This window comes from Nonomuraea sp. NPDC050786 (assembly GCF_040654115.1).
Classification (GTDB): Bacteria; Actinomycetota; Actinomycetes; order Streptosporangiales; family Streptosporangiaceae; genus Nonomuraea.
Genome location: NZ_JBFAHJ010000007.1, coordinates 183,061 through 198,218, shown reverse-complemented (window position 1 = coordinate 198,218; position 15,158 = coordinate 183,061). Strand labels below are relative to the sequence as shown.

Below are 15,158 nucleotides of genomic sequence, written 5' to 3'. Positions count from 1 at the left end.
TCGGTCCCGGCCTGTGGGGGAGCGGTCGCCGGGCGACCGGCTGGTCAGGAGAACGCCCTGGCCTTCAGCGAGGGGAAGCGGTGCGTCAGCCGGAGGAAGGTCTTGAACCCCACCCGCGCCATCCGGCTGTCGCCGACGAACTGCTCGGCCGCCCGCAGCGAGTCGCGGACCGCGCCGAAGCCGTACTCGCGCATCTGGGCCTCGTACTCCGCGACGGCCTCGATCGAGCCGCCACCCGTGAGCGCCCGGCAGAGCAGGCGGGCGTCGCGTAGCGCGGTGTTCGCGCCGATGCCGCGCATCGGGGTCATGCTGTGGATGGCGTCCCCGAGCAGGGTGATGTTGGTGGCGGGCCAGGGGTCGATCGGGACGGAGGTACGGATCGGCAGCAGGCTGACCGTGTCGGGGTGCGACATGTCGACCAGCCTGCGCAGGTCGGGGTGCCAGGACCTGATCATCCGTGCCACGGTGGCTTTGAGTTGCTCACCCGACATTTCGGAGATGTCGGCAGGGAACCCGGCGCCGGCCGCTCCGAACGCCCACAGTATGTAGCTGCTGGTGTTGTCCATCAGCGCGCCCTCCTGCTCCGTCACGCCGATCCCGCCGTACGCGACGCCGTCGCCCAGGTCGTGCGGCGCGGTGAACAGCCCCATGCTCTTGGGCGGGATGACGGTGTTCGGCCCGTCCGTCAGCCGCGGGGCCACGAGCTTCCTGGTCTCCTCGGTCAGCGGGAACTTGCCGGCCACGGTCGTGATCCCGGTCTCCACCCGCTCGGCGTGCGGCAGGTACTGCCTGCGCACCCGCGAGTTCCCGCCGTCCGCGCCGACCACGAGGTCCGCGGTCTCGCTGGTGCCGTCCGCGAAGAACAGCTCGACCCGCCCGTCGGGGAGCCGCTCGTACCTCTCGTACGACTTCCCGAACCGCACGACGTCGTCGAGCCCCGACAGCAGGACCTGCCTGAGCGTGATGCGGCTGACCGAGTGATGGTCGTCGGCCGGGTCGGCCGCCTTGGGCGTTTCGATCAGTGTGAGCAGCTCCAGCCGCTCGGTGACGAAGCCGAAGTCCTGGCCGCTCTGCCCGGCCGTGTCGAGGAAGGCCCGCCACAGCTGCGGGGGCAGGCAGTCGTGCAGCGCCCGGGCGCCGTTCGGGTCGATGTGCACGCGGTAGCCCTGCAGCCGGTCCGCCGGGGTCCTGTCCCGCTCGTAGACGGTCACGTCGAGGCCCGCCTTGCGCAGCCCCTGGGCCAGGCAGAGCCCGCCGATGCCGCCACCGATGATCGCGATGTTCCGTGTCATGGCTCCACAATCAGCCATAAGGATGATTCTGTCAACCATCCGGATGGGTGATAAACTGAGCCTCATGAGACGAGCACCGGAGGAGAAGCAGCGCGATCCCGAGCGCACCAAGGCCCGCATCCTCCAGGCCGCGCTGGAGGAGTTCGCGGCCAAGGGGTTCGCGGGGGCGCGGGTCAGTGAGATCGCCACCCGGGCCGGGATCAACAAGCAGCTGATCTCCTACTATTTCGGCGGCAAGGAGGGTCTGTACCAGGCCCTGACCACGCGCTGGCAGGCGGAGGAGAGCGCGTTCGCCGACCGCTCGGCCTCGCTCGGCGCCCTGGCCGCCGGATACGTGCGGGGCAACGCCGAGCGCCGCGACTACGGCAGGCTCATGCTCTGGGAGAGCCTCAGCGACGACGTTCCGCCCGACCCGGCGTTCCAGGAGGAAGTGCGCAGGGACGTCGAGCACCTGCGGCAACGCCAGCAGGACGGCGAGTTCCCCGCGGATCTCGACCCCGCGGCCGTGCTGGTGGCGCTCTTCTCCATGGCGTCGGCGGGCATCTCCTTCCCCCAGCTCGTCCGGGCCGTCTGGGGCCTGGACCCGGCCTCGCCGGAGTTCGCCGAGCACTACGCGCGGGAGATCGAGAAGCTGGTGGGCTGTCTGCGGAACGTTCCCGGTTCATGAGATCTGGTGGTTTCCTGGGTGTATGCCTGATCTAGTGGTCGACGGCGGCGACAAGCTCTGCGTGCAGCTGCTCATCGAGCTGCGCGGGCACGTGCGCACGGCCGGTCCCGGAGCCGTGATCCACCTGATCGCCTCCGATCCCGCCGCGCCCGTCGACCTGCCCGCCTGGTGCCACCTGACCGGGCACACCTACCTCGGGCCGGTGCCGGGGGCGGAGCGGCCCACGTACGCGCTGCGCGTGGCCGGCGCGGCGAAGGAGACCGACGAAGCCAGGCCCTGGCACGCGGCTTAAGCGGTTAATTCCCTTACCGGAGGGGGTGGCCTAGAGTATGAGGGTTATCCGGTTCAGAGAGGGAGACCGTGAAGCGACCCACGATCGCCGACATCGCCAGCCGGGCCGGGGTGTCCAAAGTGGCGGTCTCCTACGCGCTCAACGGGCAGCCCGGCGTGTCGGCGGCGACGCGCGCCAGGATCGTGGCCATCGCCGAGGAGATCGGCTGGCAGCCCAACAGCGCGGCGCGGGCTCTCAACGGCGCCAGGGCCAACTGCGTCGGCCTCGCGCTCTGCCGTCCCGCGCGCATCCTGGGCGTCGAGCCGTTCTTCATGGAGCTGATCAGCGGCATCGAGGGCGTGCTCGCCGACCGCTCCTACGCGCTGCTGCTCCAGGTCGTCACGGGCCACGAGCAGGAGAGCGAGGTCTACCGCCGCTGGTGGGGTGAGAGCCGGATCGACGGCGTGTTCCTCGTCGACCTGCACTATTCCGACACGCGGGTGAGCGAGCTGGAGCGGCTCGGCATGCCGGTCGTGGTCATCGGCCACCCCTCGGAGTCGGGCTCGCTGTCGGCCATCTGGTCCGACGACGGCGAGGCGGTGCGCGAGACCGTCGGCTACCTGGTGGCGCTGGGCCACCGCCGCATCGCGCGGGTGGCCGGGCTGCCCGAGCTGGTGCACACGACCGTCCGCGACCAGGCGTTCGCCCAGGCGTGCGAGGGCGTGGCCGAGCACGTCACCGTGCACACCGACTACACCGGAGACGAGGGCGCCAGGGCCACCAGGCGGCTGCTCAGCTCTCCCCACCGCCCCACGGCGATCGTCTACGACAACGACATCATGGCCGTGGCGGGCCTGTCCGTCGCCCAGGAGATGCGGGTGGAGGTGCCGCGCGACCTGTCCATCGTGGCCTGGGACGACTCGCCGCTGGCCCAGGTCGTCCGGCCGCCGCTGACGGCGCTCACCCGCGACATCCCGGCGTACGGCGCGCACGCCGCCCAGCGGCTGCTGGCGCTGATCGCGGGCGAGAGCGTGCCCCCGTACGAGGACCAGGCGGCGGTGCTCACGCCGCGCGGCAGCACCGGTCCGGTTCACCTCAGCAGGTAGATCTTCGCCTTCCAGGGTCGGGCGGGTCTGCCCGTCCAGCGCGCTGTTGCCGTGCCCGGCGCGGGCGGGGGCGTCCCGGCACGTGCCGCGGGCGGGAGTCTGGCGGCTGGCAGACCGCCGAATCCCGACCCGCGGCACGTGCCGTCCCCTCCTTCGCGGCACGCCCCCCCGGAGCCGCCCCCGCGTCCCCCGCGCCGGGACGGCTCCAACCATGACGGAGTTCGGGGCAGACCGCCTGAGTACCCCTATACCTAAACGAGATACGAAATGACACGAACCGTGACCCGAGCTGCCGGTCGCCCCTTGACAATTTTTTTTGTCGGCACGTACCCTCATCCCAGGGAAACGGAGGACGTCATGAGCAAGGTCATCTCGGCGGACGGCACCGCCATCGCATACACCCGCGCAGGCCAGGGCCCGCCGGTCATCCTCGTGGACGGCGCGATGAGCTATCGCGGCCAGAGCATCAACACCGGCCTCGCCACCGCGCTGGCCACGAGCTTCACCGTCTACACCTACGACCGGCGCGGCCGCGGAGAGAGCGGCGACACCAGGCCGTTCGCCCCCGAGCGGGAGATCGAGGACCTGGCCGCCCTGGTCGCGGAGGCCGGCGACGAGGTCCGCCTGTACGGCATCTCGTCGGGCGCCGCCGTGGCGCTGGCGGCCGTCGAGAGCGGGCTGCCGGTCGAGAAGCTGGCGCTGTACGAGCCGCCGTTCATCGTCGACGACAGCCGCCCGCCCATCCCCGGCGACTACCAGCGCCGGCTCGAGGAGATGGTGGCCGAGGGCCGCAGCGCCGACGTGATCCGCTACTTCATGCGCAAGGGCGTCGGCCTGCCGGCGGTGGTCGTGGCCATGATGCGGTTCATGCCCGCCTGGCCCAAGATCAAGGCCGTGGCGCACACGCTCCCGTACGACGCGGCGTTCGTGGTCCCGTACGAGCAGAGCACTCCGTACCCGGCGGGGAGCTGGGCCTCCGTGAAGGTCCCCACGCTCGTCATGGACGGCGGCAAGAGCCAGACGTGGATCCGCAACGCCGCCAGGTCGCTGGCCGAGGTGCTGCCCAATGCCGAGCACCGCACGCTCGAAGGCCAGACCCACGTCGTCAAGCCGGCCGCGCTGGCGCCCGTGCTGGCGGGATTCTTCCGATGAGATTCCGCACCACGATCGAGCTGGGCGGCAAGACGGCCACGGGATTCGAGGTCCCCGCCGAGGTCGTCGAGGGGCTCGGCACCGGCAGCGGCCCTCGGTGACGGTCACGATTCTTCGAGAGCTTCTCCTATTCGCGCAAGAGGCGGTACGTGCTGCAGTTGAAGCGCTCCCCACGACTAAGGTCGGGGGATTCCAGCCAGCTCGGGGCTCGCCGTAGCGTGGCCCTGAGCTGCTGTTGCTTGGCGGTTCGCCTTCCGGCCCACGCGGTTGTGTGGTTTGCGCGCCCAGCCCGCGCACCCGGTCCGGGTGGTGCGTGCTCCGCCCTCCCGGCGGTGAGGATGTTCTTGGCGGCGTTCACGTCGGCGTGCTCGGTGTGGCCGCACCAGGTACACCGGAAGACCGCTTGACTATCGCGGGACTTCCGATCCACCACCGTGCACACATTGCACGTCTGGCTGGTGTACGCCGGATTCACGGTGATCACGCAGGTGCCCGTGTAGCGGACCTTGCTGCGGGTGGCCAACTCGATCCGGTGCCAGCCTCTGTCCAGGATGGACCGGTTCAGACCGGACTTGCTCGCGGCCCCGTTGGGCAGGAACGCGCCCGACTGTTCGGGGTCTGGTCTGGGTGCCACGGCGGCGGTCATGTTCGTGGTCGTCAGGGCCTCGAACACGATCAGCTCGAAACTCGTGGCCAAGGTGTGGGCGGTCTTGGCGGCGAAGTCCGCGCGGCGACGCCGCACCTTCGCCAACGCCTTGCCCAGCTTTGCAGCGGCGTGCTTGCGCTGGGCCGAGCCCTTGCGGGTGCGGGCCAGGCGACGCTGCAGCGTGGCGGCATGCTCGACCTCCCGCTCGCGGGCGAAGACCTGGTGGTGGAAGAGCCCGTCCGAGCGGGTGACGACCTTGGCCACACCTCGGTCGATACCGACCGCGCTGCCCGGGCTGGCATGCCGCTGCGGTGTGACCACGCCGTCCTCGACGAGGAAACTGACATACCAGTGGGGGCCGTCCCGGCTGACGGTGGCGTTCTTGATCCTGCCACCGAGCGGGCGGGTGATGCGGAAGCGGACCCAGCCGAGCTTGGGGAGTTTCGCCCGTGCCCAGCGCCGATTCAGCCGCTCGATGGCGATCTTCCCACCTTCGGGGAACCGGAACGACGGCCGCGTTTTGGCCTTGGATTTCCAACCGACCTTCCAGGTCCCGTGCCGGGAACACGCCTGGTCCAGGTCGATGAGCGTCTGCTGCAGGCAGTGGCCAGGCACCTCCGCCAGCCAGCCGAACTCACCCTTGGCCTCAACGAGCTGGCGGGCCTGTTCGTGGTAGCCGATCCACGCGTCCCGACGGCGGTAGGTACGGCGCTGCTCCAGGGCGGTGTTCCACACACTGCGGGAGACGCCGCCGATCCGCTCGGCGAACTCCGCCTGGCCGGGGGTGAGGTCCAGGCGGTACTTACGTCCGGTCAGCATCCTCGGATCACCGCCTCTTGTGGTTCTCGACGCCCCGCTTGACCGCATCCACAGGCGCCCCCGCCCACGGTGGCCACGACGTAAGCGTTGGTCCACAGCGTCGGACGTTTCGACGTCAAGCTCGGGAATTCCTGACGCAGGACGCGGGAAGAGCGGCCCTTGATGGCCTTGACCAGCTTGTGGATCTGGAACTGCGGGTCCATCTCGACCAGCAGGTGAACGTGGTCGGGCATGACCTCCAGGTCCACCAGCCACGCGCCTTTCTCCGCGATCACCTGGCGGATCAGCTCTTTCGGTCGCGTCTCGATCCGTCCACCCAGCACTCGCCTGCGGTACTTGGGGCACCACACCACGTGAAAGGCGCACTGGAAGGCGATGTTGCCGTTCGTGTGTGACTGTTGACGCATGGTCACAGTCACACGGATCAATATACGGAGTTGATCTATCTACCGCTCAAAGATTCGACAGAAGGGCTCACCCCCATGGCTGAAGCCAGGGGTCCGCGCCCTTGATCTCCGATCGAGGGCGCCAAGAAGCCGGAGACCAGGCAGCGGCGCGTCGCCGACACGGTCGCCAAGCTCGCCGACGGCATCGGCTGAGGGCGTTCGCCCAGCTTGGGTCCCGTGCGACCCGGCGACAGGCGCGTAACGCCGTGTTCGGCGGGTATGCGGCCACCATGACTGAGGGCTTTGACACCGACCTGCTGTGGGACGAATTCCACCGGCTGGTGAACATGAACTCCGAGGAGCTGCGCGCGTACCTGCTGGCCGACGCCTCCGACGCCTCCGACGCCTCCGACGCCTCCGACGGGGACGGCTTCCCGCCCGACCCCGACCTGGGCGTCGACGAGCTGGGACGCGGCGTGCTGCACGTCCTGAGCAAGCGGAAGGGCGACCTCACCGAGGACGACGTCGAGCTGATGCGCCAGGTGGTGGAGCTCGTCGAGACCCTGGGCGAGCGGACGGACGCGGAGTCGCGGCGGGAGCTCATGTCCGTGGGCCACGATCCGCTGAGAGGGTAGGCCGATGGTCGAGCCGGGTCCGTGGATCGAGAGGTACGTACGCGCCTGGAACTCCAACGACCCCGACGACATCTCCGCGCTCTTCACCGAGGACGCCCTCTACTACACCGAGCCGTACTGCCCGCCCTGGCAGGGACGTGACGAGATCGTCTCCGAGTGGCTGGGGCGGCGGGACAAGCCTGGTGAGGCTACGTTCGAGTGGCAGCCGGTGACCGTGACCGATGACGTGAGCGTTATCCAGGGGGTCACTACATATCCGGACAAAACGTACAGTAACCTGTGGGTGATCAGGTTCGTACCCGACGGCAGATGCCGGGAATTCACCGAATGGTGGATGCGACAGGACGTCAAATGATGCAATGGGCCGAACCGTCTTCATCCGAGGAGATCCGTTGAGAGACAACCTCGACCTCGCCGCGAGCGCCCAGGAACTGGCTGACGCCGCCCCGACGGGATCGATCGACCACGCCGCCGCCTCGTCCGTGGCCATCACGCTCGCCACGACCCGCGACATCTCGCACGCCAGGATGACGCTGGACGGGGTCTCTCCGGACGAGGTCCGGGAAGCGGCGGTGGCGCTCTTCGAACGGCTGTCGGCGGGCGCCTAGCACGCAGCCCGGCTCCCCGGTCGCCCTCACGGACGCGCGGCCGGGGGTAGGACGCTGCCGTCGATGCCGCCGGGCGCGGCGAGGAGGCCCAGGCGGGCCTGTACGGTGCGGCGGGCGAGCTCCGGCGCCCGCGGGTCCCGGTGCAGCTGGACGGCGTGGTTCAGGGCCATGGCCGCGCCCAGCAGCTCGAACACGAGCTGATCGACGTCCGTCTCCTCCGGCAGCTCCCCGGCGTCCACCGCGCGCCGGGTCTCCTTGCGCAGCCGCCCGCGCCAGGCGTCGAACAGGGACTCGACCGCGTCCCGCACCGTCCCCAGCCTGCCGTCGAACTCGTGCGCCGCGGCCACGAAGAAGCACCCGCCGGGGAAGACCTCCCGCTCCAGGTACGAGATCCACGCCTCGCAGAGCACCCGCAGCCGGGCCAGGCCGGGCGCGGCGGGAATGGCGGGCTCCCAGACCTCGGCGCGGAAGACCTCCCCGGCCCGGCCGAGGACCGCGAGCTGCAACGCCTCCTTGGAGCCGAAGTGCCCGAGCACGCCTGCCTTGCTCATGCCCAGCTCGCCGGCGAGGCGGCCGATGGTCAGCCCTTCGAGCCCCTCGGCGGAGGCGATGGCGACCGAGCGGTCGAGGATGGCCGCACGCGTGCTGAGGGCTTCGGCGACGGACTTGCGCGGGCTCATGCCCGCTACTTTAGCGTCCGAACGTTCGGTTGCTATAGTCCGCCTATGAGCGGATCGCGCCTTGTCGCCACGGGCCACTATCAACCAGCCAAAATCCTGACAAATGATGATTTGGCGGCGATGGTGGACACCAGCGACGAGTGGATCAGCAAGCGGGTCGGCATCCGTACCAGACATGTGGCCGGGGCCGACGAAAGCGTGGCCGACCTGGCCGGGCACGCCGCCGCCAAGGCCCTGGCCGCCGGCGGCCTGGCCGCGTCCGACATCGACCTCCTGCTCATCGCCACCTGCACGCAGACCGAGCGCGCCCCCAACGTCGCCTCCCGCGTCGCCGCCAGGCTCGGCGTGCCGGGCGCGGCGCTGATGGACGTCGGCGTGTCGTGCTCCGGCTTCACCCACGCCCTGGCGCTGGCCGACCAGGCGATCCGCGCTGGGGCGGCCACCAACGCCCTGGTCGTGGGGGCGGACAAGATGACGGCGGTCACCGACTGGACCGATCGGACCACGTGCGTGCTGACCGGCGACGGGGCGGGGGCGGCAGTGGTCAGCGCGGCGGGCGAGGCGGAGATCGGCCCGGTGGTGTGGGGCTCGGCGCCGGAGCTCGGCACCGCCGTACGCATCGAGGGCACCCCGACCCGCTTCTCCCAGGACGGCCAGACCGTCTACCGGTGGGCCACCACCCAGCTCCCCGACATCGCCCGCCGGGTGTGCGAGCGCGGCGGCGTACGGCCGGAGGACCTGGCGGCGGTGGTGTTCCACCAGGCGAACCTGCGCATCATCGAGCCCCTCGCGGCCAAGCTGGGCGCGGTCAACGCGATCGTGGCGCGCGACGTCGTGGAGTCCGGCAACACCTCGGCCGCGAGCGTGCCGCTGGCGCTGTCGAAGCTGCTGGAGCGGGGCGAGGTCCCGAGCGGGGCGCCGATGCTGCTCTTCGGCTTCGGGGGCAACCTGTCCTACGCGGGGATGATCGTACGCTGCCCCTGACGGCGCCTCAGGAGCTGCCCGGCGGGGAGGTGGAGTCGCGGATGACGAGTTGGCAGGGCATCTTGTGGACCCCCGGCGTCGCCTTGCCGTCGATGGCCGCGAAGAGGTGCTGGGCGGCGGTCCGGCCCAGCAGTTCGAGGTTCATGTCCACCGTGGTCAGCGCGGGCCGGGTCTCCGTGGAGAGCACCTCCCAGTTGTCGTAGCCCACCACCGCGATGTCGTCCGGCACCCGGCGCCCGCGCTCCCTGGCCGCCTCCACGAAACCGGCCGCGATCTGGTCGCTCCCGCAGAACACCGCGTCGATCTCCGGCTCGGCCATCAGCAGCATCTCGGCCGCGTGCCGCCCCCACCGCTGCGACCACGGCCCCGACAGCGTCTGCCCGGCCTGCGCCACGCCCGCCTCCCCGAGCGCCTGGTGCAGGCCCTCCTCGCGGTCGCGTGCCGCCTTGTAGTGCGTCGGGCCGGTGATGTGCGCGATCCTGCGGCGGCCCATGGCCAGCAGGTGGTTGACGGCCATGGCGGCCGCGCCCACGTCGTCCGGCACGAACGACACGTCCGAGGGGTCCTCCGACGGGCCGTAGGCGTACACCACCGGGATCGGCAGCTCCTTGCTCACCGACGGCCGCGGGTTCGTGCTCTCGCCCACCACGATCAGCCCGTCCACGCGGCGTGACAGCAGCGCCCGTACGTGGTGCTGCTCCCTGATCGCGTCGCCCCGGGCGTCGCAGAGCAGCACGGCCATCTCGCCGGCCCCGAACGCGTCCTCCGCCCCGAGCAGTACGGGGATGCCGAACCGGCCGACGCTGTCGGAGGTCAGCAGGCCGACCGTGCGCGTCTGTCCCGAGATCAGCCCCCTGGCCAGGGCGTTCGGCTGGAAGGAGAGCTCCGCCGCGGCGGCGAGCACGCGCTCGCGCGTCGCCGCCCGCACGTCCTGGCGCCCGTTCAGCGCTTTGGACGCCGTGGCGATCGAGACCCCCGCCAGCGAGGCCACATCCGAGATGGTCGCCCGCTTACTCGCCATGTTTCGAAACCCTTTTCGGTCACCTGTGAACTGATAGAACCCTAGCACCCATTGACATGGACTCTTGTTTCTTCTACGTTTCCGAAAACCTTTAAGTCCAGGAGCACATCATGAGACGAAGGCTGGCCGGGATCTCCCTCCTCGGCGTGTTAGCGCTCACAGCGGCGGCCTGCGGCAGCGGCGGCGGAGGCGGCGGTGGCGCGAAGCCGTCGGAAGGCCCCGCGACGATCACCATGTGGACCCGTGCGGCTACCCAGGCGCAGAGCGAGCGGCTGGTCAAGGCGTACAACAGCAGTCACAAGAACATCCAGGTGAAGCTCACCGTCATTCCTACCGACAACTACCAGCCGCGCATCGCCGCCGCGGCCGGTGCCAAGCAGCTCCCCGACGTGTTCGCGGCCGATGTCATCTTCGTCCCGAACTACACCTCGCAGGGCCTGTTCATGGACATCACGGACAGGATCGCGAAGCTGCCGTACAAGGACAGCCTCGCACCTTCGCACATGAAGCTGGGCACGCTCGACGGGAAGCAGTACACGCTCCCGCACACCCTCGACCTGTCGGTCTGGTTCTGGAACAAGGACCTGTACCAGAAGGCCGGGCTCGACCCGGAGAAGGGGCCGAAGTCGCTGAAGGAGTTCGCCCAGCAGGCCACCACGATCCAGGAGAAGCTCGGCAAGGACGGCAAGGTTCACGGCACCTTCTTCGGCGGCAACTGCGGCGGCTGTTACGTGTTCACGTTCTGGCCCTCCGTCTGGGCCGCCGGCGGCCAGGTGATGAACCCCGAAGGCACCCAGTCGCTCAACGACCAGGCCGCCATGACCGACGTGTTCAAGATCTGGCGCGACCTGTACGAGAAGAAGGTCACCGGCCCGACGGCCAAGGAGGAGCAGGGCCCGACCTGGACCGGCTTCTTCCCCAAGGGCGAGATCGGCGTCATGCCGATGCCCTCCACCACGCTCGGCCTGATGCCCAAGGACATGAAGATCGGCGTCACCCCGATCGCGGGCCCCGACGGCGGCGAGTCGACGTTCGTGGGCGGCGACTCCGTCGGCATCTCCGCCACGACCAAGAACCCCGACGCGGCCTGGGACTTCCTGTCCTGGACGGTCTCCGACGAGGCCCAGGTCGAGATCATGGCCAAGAACAAGGACGTGCTCGCGCGTACCGACCTGGCCGGCAACAAGTACTCCGCCGAGGACCCGCGCGTGGTGCTGATCAACTCGCTGGTGGCCAAGGGCCAGACGCCGTACGCGCTCCGCTTCGGCCAGACGTTCAACGACCCGCAGGGACCGTGGCTCCGGCTGGCCCGCGAGGCCGTGTTCGGTGACGCCTCGAAGGTCCCCCAGCTCAACGCCGAGATCACGAAGTCGCTGCAGCAATGACCTTGACGATCACGCGATCCGGGCGGCGGCCGGCGCACACCGCGCCGTCGGCCCGGTGGCGGAGCAGGAAGGTCCAGGGCTGGCTCTACGCCGCCCCGACGGCCGTCATCGTGGGGGTGCTCTTCATCGCGCCCCTGGCGCTGGTCGTCTGGATGTCGCTCAACCGCTGGCCCCTGCTCGGCCAGGCCACGTTCAACGCCCCCGACAACTACCGCAAGATCGGGGAGAACCCCCTCTTCATCGACGCGGTCCTCTTCACGCTGAAGTACACCGCCATCACGACGGTCCTGCTGTCGGCCGTCGCGCTCGGCCTGGCCCTGCTGGTGCAGGACCGCAGGCCCGGCATCGGCTTCTTCAGGACCGCGTTCTTCCTGCCCGGCGCCGTGGGCTTCGCCGCCGCCGGCCTGCTGTTCTACGGGATGCTGAACAACGACTTCGGCCCCATCGACCCCCTGCTCCAGGCGCTGCACGTCACCAGCGAGCCGGTCAAGTGGATCGGCACGCCCAACATGGCGCTGTTCTCGACGATCGCGCTGGTGCTGTGGCGCTTCGCCGGGTTCAACATGCTCATCCTGCTGACCGGCCTGCAGGCCATCCCGACCGAGGTGTACGAGGCCGCCAGGAGCGACGGCGCAAACCGCTGGCAGGTGTTCACCAAGATCACGCTGCCGCTGCTGCGTCCCACGCTCGCGCTGATGCTGATCCTCAGCGTCACCGGCTCGCTGCTGGCCTTCGACCAGTTCTTCGTCTTCACCAACGGCGGCCCGGACAACAGCACGGTCTCGATGGTCATGGTCGTCTACCGGGACGCCTTCTTCCGCTTCGACCTCGGCGGCGCGGCGGCGCTCTCGGTCGTCCTGCTCGTCGCCCTCGTCGGGCTCAACACGGTGATGATGCGGAGGCTGCGATGAGCCGGTACCTCACGCTGTCCGCCCTGGCGGTGCTCTTCCTGTTCCCGCTGGTGTGGAGCGGCTACGCCTCGCTGGAGGAGCCGTCGAACTACCTGGAGATGGCCCGCTTCGGGGAGGGGCTCGGCACGTACGCGACCAACAGCGTGCTGGTGTCGGTGATGACCGTGGCGGGCACGCTGGTGATCTCCGCGCTGGGCGGCTACGGCTTCGCCCGTTTCGACTTCCCGGGCAAGAACGTGCTCTTCCTGGCCACGCTGGCGATCCTCATGGTGCCGTACGCGACGATCCTGATCCCGCTCTACGTCCTGCTCGGCTACCTGGGGCTGCAGAACTCGCTCGTCGGCCTGTCGCTGGTGTTGGTCATGTTCCAGCTCCCGTTCGCGCTGTTCATGATGCGCAACGCGTTCGAGGCGCTGCCGCGCGAGCTGGAGGAGGCGGCGCTGGTGGACGGGTGCGGCACGTTCAGGGCGTTCGCCAGGATCCTGCTGCACGCCGTGCGGCCGGCGCTGATCACGGTGGGCCTGTTCGCGTTCCTCGCCTCGTGGAACGACTTCTTCGCGCCGTTGATCCTGCTCAACGACGGGGCCTCGTTCACCCTGCCGGTGGCCGTGGTCAGCATGACGCAGCACACGTTCGGCGCGATCGACTACGGCATGCTCCAGGCCGGCGTGATGGTCATGGCCGTCCCCTGCCTCATCCTCTTCATCGTGTTGCAGCGCCACTACGTGCGCGGATTCATGTCAGGAGCTCTGCGTGGCTAACCCTGTCCTGCCCTCATCGGGCGTCCTGTCCCCCCTCGGCCTCGACAAGGTACGGCTGAACCCCGGCTTCTGGGGCGACCGGGCGGCGCTCAATCGCGAGGTGACCATCGCCCACTGCGTGGAATGGGAGGAACGCGAAGGCTGGATCCCCAACTTCCGGGGGGTGCGTCCCCGTAGGGGCCGGGAGTTCAGCGACTCGGAGACCTACAAGCTGCTGGAGGCCATGGCCTGGGCCGACCATCCGGGGCTGCCCGCGCTCGCCGAGACCGTGGCCCACGCGCAGGAGGGCGACGGCTACATCAACACCCGCTGGTCCGGCAGCCGCTACACCGACTTCGAGTGGGGCCACGAGCTCTACTGCTACGGCCACCTCATCCAGGCCGGGGTCGCCCGGCTGCGCATGCACGGCGAGGACCGGCTCACCCAGGTCGCCATCAGGGCCGCCGACCACGTCTGCCGCCGCTTCATGGAGGGCACCGAGACCTGCGGGCACCCCGTGATCGAGATGGCGCTCGTCGAGCTCTACCGCGTCACCGGCGCCGATCGCTACCTGGAGATGGCCCGCCGCTTCGTCGAGCGCCGCGGACTGCCCGCGCTCGCCGACATCCCCTTCGGCCGCGCCTACTTCCAGGACGACATGCCGGCCAGGCAGGCGCAAGTGTTCCGCGGGCACGCGGTGCGCGCCCTCTACCTGGCCTCCGGCGTGGTCGACGTGGCCGTCGAGACCGGCGACCAGGAGCTGCTGAAGGCCGTCGAGGCGCAGTGGGAGCGCACGATCGCCCGCCGCACGCACCTCACCGGCGGCATGGGTTCGCGGCACATCGACGAGTCGTTCGGCGATGACTACGAGCTGCCGCCGGACCGGGCCTACAACGAGACCTGCGCGAGCATCGCCTCCATCATGCTGGCGCACCGGCTGCTGCTGGCCACCGGCGACGTCCGGTACGCCGACCTGGCCGAGCGGACCATGTACAACATGCTCGCCACGGGCGTGGCACTGGACGGCAAGTCGTTCTTCTACGCCAACCCGCTGCAGGTGCGGGTGCCCGCGACGCCGCTCGAAGGCGTCAACCACGCCGCCGAGGGCGGGCTCCGCTCGCCCTGGTTCGACGTGTCCTGCTGCCCGCACAACATCGCCCGCACGCTGGCCTCGCTGCCCGCCTACATCGCGACCTCGTCGGCCGACGGCATCCAGATCCACCACCACACGCCGTCGGAGATCCGGCGCGGCGGGCTGGCGGTGCGGGTGGAGACCGGCTACCCGTGGAACGGCTCGGTGACCGTCCGGGTGCTGGAGGGCGGCGAGGGCCGGATCGGCCTGCGCGTCCCGGCCTGGGCCACGGACGCCACGCTCGCGCGCGTCCCGGCGTCCTCGCCTGACGCGCCGCTGGAGGAGAGCCCGGAGGTCCGTCCCGTCGATCCGGGCTACGCCCATGTCGAGGGTCCGTGGCGGCCCGGCGACGAGATCCGGCTGGAGCTGCCGATGGCGCCCCGGTGGACGTACCCCGACCGGCGGATCGACGCGCTGCGGGGGAGCGCGGCGGTGGAGCGGGGGCCGCTGGTCTACTGCGCGGAGTCGGTGGGCGACGAGCCGCCGCTCGGCGACCTGACCGCGCGGGTCCAGCCGCCCGTGGAGCGCGAGGCGGACGGCATCGTGGAGCTGGAGGTCGAGGCGTCGCTCGGGTCCGGCGCCCCCGACGGCTGGCCGTACGCGCCCGCCTCCGACGGGCGGGCGAGCGGCACGGACGTCACGCTCCGGCTGGTGCCCTACCACCGGTGGGGCAACCGCGGTCCCGCGACCATGCGTGTCTGGCTACCGATCTAGGAGAGGCAA

At 70.0% G+C, this 15,158-nt stretch carries 17 protein-coding genes and 1 pseudogene; 13 read left to right on the top strand and 5 right to left on the bottom strand.

Annotation, left to right across the window (positions count from 1 at the left end):
• Positions 1–44 precede the first annotated feature (44 nt).
• Positions 45–1,292, bottom strand: coding sequence for an NAD(P)/FAD-dependent oxidoreductase (locus AB0H84_RS16395; protein WP_357604024.1), 1,248 nt, complete (start codon positions 1,290–1,292; stop codon positions 45–47).
• 64 nt (positions 1,293–1,356) lie between these two features.
• On the opposite strand from AB0H84_RS16395, the gene AB0H84_RS16390 reads away from it, so the two are divergent.
• From AB0H84_RS16390 to AB0H84_RS16375, 4 genes are all read left to right on the top strand, one after another.
• Positions 1,357–1,959, top strand: coding sequence for a TetR family transcriptional regulator (locus AB0H84_RS16390; RefSeq protein ID WP_357604022.1), 603 nt, complete (start codon positions 1,357–1,359; stop codon positions 1,957–1,959).
• Between the two features lie 22 nt (positions 1,960–1,981).
• Positions 1,982–2,251, top strand: a complete 270-nt coding sequence (locus AB0H84_RS16385; protein WP_357604021.1) for a sulfurtransferase TusA family protein — start codon at positions 1,982–1,984, stop codon at positions 2,249–2,251.
• Between the two features lie 68 nt (positions 2,252–2,319).
• Complete coding sequence (locus tag AB0H84_RS16380) at positions 2,320–3,336, top strand: LacI family DNA-binding transcriptional regulator (protein ID WP_357604019.1); 1,017 nt, start codon at positions 2,320–2,322, stop codon at positions 3,334–3,336.
• Positions 3,337–3,693: 357 nt separating this feature from the next.
• The gene (locus tag AB0H84_RS16375) at positions 3,694–4,488 is read left to right on the top strand and encodes an alpha/beta hydrolase (protein WP_357604017.1); all 795 of its coding nucleotides are present in this window, start codon (positions 3,694–3,696) and stop codon (positions 4,486–4,488) included.
• 127 nt (positions 4,489–4,615) lie between these two features.
• On the opposite strand, the gene AB0H84_RS16370 is transcribed toward AB0H84_RS16375, so the two are convergent.
• Together AB0H84_RS16370 and tnpA are read right to left on the bottom strand one after the other, a co-directional pair.
• Positions 4,616–5,953 carry a transposase gene (locus tag AB0H84_RS16370; RefSeq protein ID WP_357604016.1) on the bottom strand — a complete coding sequence of 446 codons (1,338 nt, stop codon included), beginning with the start codon at positions 5,951–5,953 and terminating at the stop codon, positions 4,616–4,618.
• A 7-nt stretch (positions 5,954–5,960) separates the two neighbouring features.
• Positions 5,961–6,372, bottom strand: a pseudogene (gene tnpA, locus AB0H84_RS16365) (IS200/IS605 family transposase).
• Positions 6,373–6,471: 99 nt separating this feature from the next.
• Between tnpA and AB0H84_RS16360 the strand changes: the two are divergent.
• The 4 genes from AB0H84_RS16360 to AB0H84_RS16345 all read left to right on the top strand — a co-directional run bounded on the left by AB0H84_RS16360 (position 6,472) and on the right by AB0H84_RS16345 (position 7,582).
• Positions 6,472–6,552, top strand: coding sequence for a YdeI/OmpD-associated family protein (locus AB0H84_RS16360; RefSeq protein WP_357604287.1), 81 nt, complete (start codon positions 6,472–6,474; stop codon positions 6,550–6,552).
• 77 nt (positions 6,553–6,629) lie between these two features.
• On the top strand, positions 6,630–6,974 hold the full coding sequence (locus AB0H84_RS16355) for a DUF3140 domain-containing protein (RefSeq protein WP_357604014.1): 345 nt from the start codon (positions 6,630–6,632) through the stop codon (positions 6,972–6,974).
• Between the two features lie 4 nt (positions 6,975–6,978).
• Positions 6,979–7,329, top strand: a complete 351-nt coding sequence (locus tag AB0H84_RS16350; protein ID WP_357604012.1) for a nuclear transport factor 2 family protein — start codon at positions 6,979–6,981, stop codon at positions 7,327–7,329.
• 37 nt (positions 7,330–7,366) lie between these two features.
• Positions 7,367–7,582 carry a hypothetical protein gene (locus tag AB0H84_RS16345; protein ID WP_345001616.1) on the top strand — a complete coding sequence of 72 codons (216 nt, stop codon included), beginning with the start codon at positions 7,367–7,369 and terminating at the stop codon, positions 7,580–7,582.
• 26 nt (positions 7,583–7,608) lie between these two features.
• On the opposite strand, the gene AB0H84_RS16340 is transcribed toward AB0H84_RS16345, so the two are convergent.
• On the bottom strand, positions 7,609–8,262 hold the full coding sequence (locus tag AB0H84_RS16340) for a TetR/AcrR family transcriptional regulator (protein WP_357604010.1): 654 nt from the start codon (positions 8,260–8,262) through the stop codon (positions 7,609–7,611).
• Positions 8,263–8,307: 45 nt separating this feature from the next.
• On the opposite strand from AB0H84_RS16340, the gene AB0H84_RS16335 reads away from it, so the two are divergent.
• On the top strand, positions 8,308–9,246 hold the full coding sequence (locus AB0H84_RS16335) for a beta-ketoacyl-ACP synthase 3 (protein WP_357604008.1): 939 nt from the start codon (positions 8,308–8,310) through the stop codon (positions 9,244–9,246).
• A gap of 7 nt (positions 9,247–9,253) precedes the next feature.
• On the opposite strand, the gene AB0H84_RS16330 is transcribed toward AB0H84_RS16335, so the two are convergent.
• Positions 9,254–10,267 carry a LacI family DNA-binding transcriptional regulator gene (locus tag AB0H84_RS16330; protein WP_357604007.1) on the bottom strand — a complete coding sequence of 338 codons (1,014 nt, stop codon included), beginning with the start codon at positions 10,265–10,267 and terminating at the stop codon, positions 9,254–9,256.
• A gap of 110 nt (positions 10,268–10,377) precedes the next feature.
• On the opposite strand from AB0H84_RS16330, the gene AB0H84_RS16325 reads away from it, so the two are divergent.
• From AB0H84_RS16325 to AB0H84_RS16310, 4 genes are read left to right on the top strand one after another with little or no spacing between them, the layout of a single operon-like run.
• A complete protein-coding gene (locus tag AB0H84_RS16325) occupies positions 10,378–11,652 on the top strand; it encodes a sugar ABC transporter substrate-binding protein (RefSeq protein WP_357604005.1) in 1,275 nt (424 codons plus the stop codon).
• The gene (locus AB0H84_RS16320) at positions 11,649–12,563 is read left to right on the top strand and encodes a sugar ABC transporter permease (protein WP_357604003.1); all 915 of its coding nucleotides are present in this window, start codon (positions 11,649–11,651) and stop codon (positions 12,561–12,563) included. The genes AB0H84_RS16325 and AB0H84_RS16320 overlap by 4 nt, the downstream gene beginning before the upstream one ends.
• Positions 12,560–13,324: a carbohydrate ABC transporter permease gene (locus AB0H84_RS16315; protein ID WP_357604001.1), complete on the top strand. Its 765-nt coding sequence runs from the start codon at positions 12,560–12,562 to the stop codon at positions 13,322–13,324. The genes AB0H84_RS16320 and AB0H84_RS16315 overlap by 4 nt, the downstream gene beginning before the upstream one ends.
• On the top strand, positions 13,317–15,149 hold the full coding sequence (locus AB0H84_RS16310; protein ID WP_357603999.1) for a beta-L-arabinofuranosidase domain-containing protein: 1,833 nt from the start codon (positions 13,317–13,319) through the stop codon (positions 15,147–15,149). The genes AB0H84_RS16315 and AB0H84_RS16310 overlap by 8 nt, the downstream gene beginning before the upstream one ends.
• Positions 15,150–15,158 lie beyond the last annotated feature (9 nt).

What these genes read in the sequence shown, in the direction of transcription:
- AB0H84_RS16325 (WP_357604005.1), top strand. Translation starts at nt 10,378, where the DNA reads ATGAGACGAAGGCTGGCCGGGATCTCCCTCCTCGGCGTGTTAGCGCTC.
- AB0H84_RS16320 (WP_357604003.1), top strand. Translation starts at nt 11,649, where the DNA reads ATGACCTTGACGATCACGCGATCCGGGCGGCGGCCGGCGCACACCGCG.
- AB0H84_RS16390 (WP_357604022.1), top strand. Translation starts at nt 1,357, where the DNA reads ATGAGACGAGCACCGGAGGAGAAGCAGCGCGATCCCGAGCGCACCAAG.
- AB0H84_RS16375 (WP_357604017.1), top strand. Translation starts at nt 3,694, where the DNA reads ATGAGCAAGGTCATCTCGGCGGACGGCACCGCCATCGCATACACCCGC.
- AB0H84_RS16355 (WP_357604014.1), top strand. Translation starts at nt 6,630, where the DNA reads ATGACTGAGGGCTTTGACACCGACCTGCTGTGGGACGAATTCCACCGG.
- AB0H84_RS16330 (WP_357604007.1), bottom strand. Translation starts at nt 10,267, where the DNA reads ATGGCGAGTAAGCGGGCGACCATCTCGGATGTGGCCTCGCTGGCGGGG.
- AB0H84_RS16350 (WP_357604012.1), top strand. Translation starts at nt 6,979, where the DNA reads ATGGTCGAGCCGGGTCCGTGGATCGAGAGGTACGTACGCGCCTGGAAC.
- AB0H84_RS16385 (WP_357604021.1), top strand. Translation starts at nt 1,982, where the DNA reads ATGCCTGATCTAGTGGTCGACGGCGGCGACAAGCTCTGCGTGCAGCTG.
- AB0H84_RS16370 (WP_357604016.1), bottom strand. Translation starts at nt 5,953, where the DNA reads ATGCTGACCGGACGTAAGTACCGCCTGGACCTCACCCCCGGCCAGGCG.
- AB0H84_RS16340 (WP_357604010.1), bottom strand. Translation starts at nt 8,262, where the DNA reads ATGAGCCCGCGCAAGTCCGTCGCCGAAGCCCTCAGCACGCGTGCGGCC.
- AB0H84_RS16315 (WP_357604001.1), top strand. Translation starts at nt 12,560, where the DNA reads ATGAGCCGGTACCTCACGCTGTCCGCCCTGGCGGTGCTCTTCCTGTTC.
- AB0H84_RS16335 (WP_357604008.1), top strand. Translation starts at nt 8,308, where the DNA reads ATGAGCGGATCGCGCCTTGTCGCCACGGGCCACTATCAACCAGCCAAA.
- AB0H84_RS16395 (WP_357604024.1), bottom strand. Translation starts at nt 1,292, where the DNA reads ATGACACGGAACATCGCGATCATCGGTGGCGGCATCGGCGGGCTCTGC.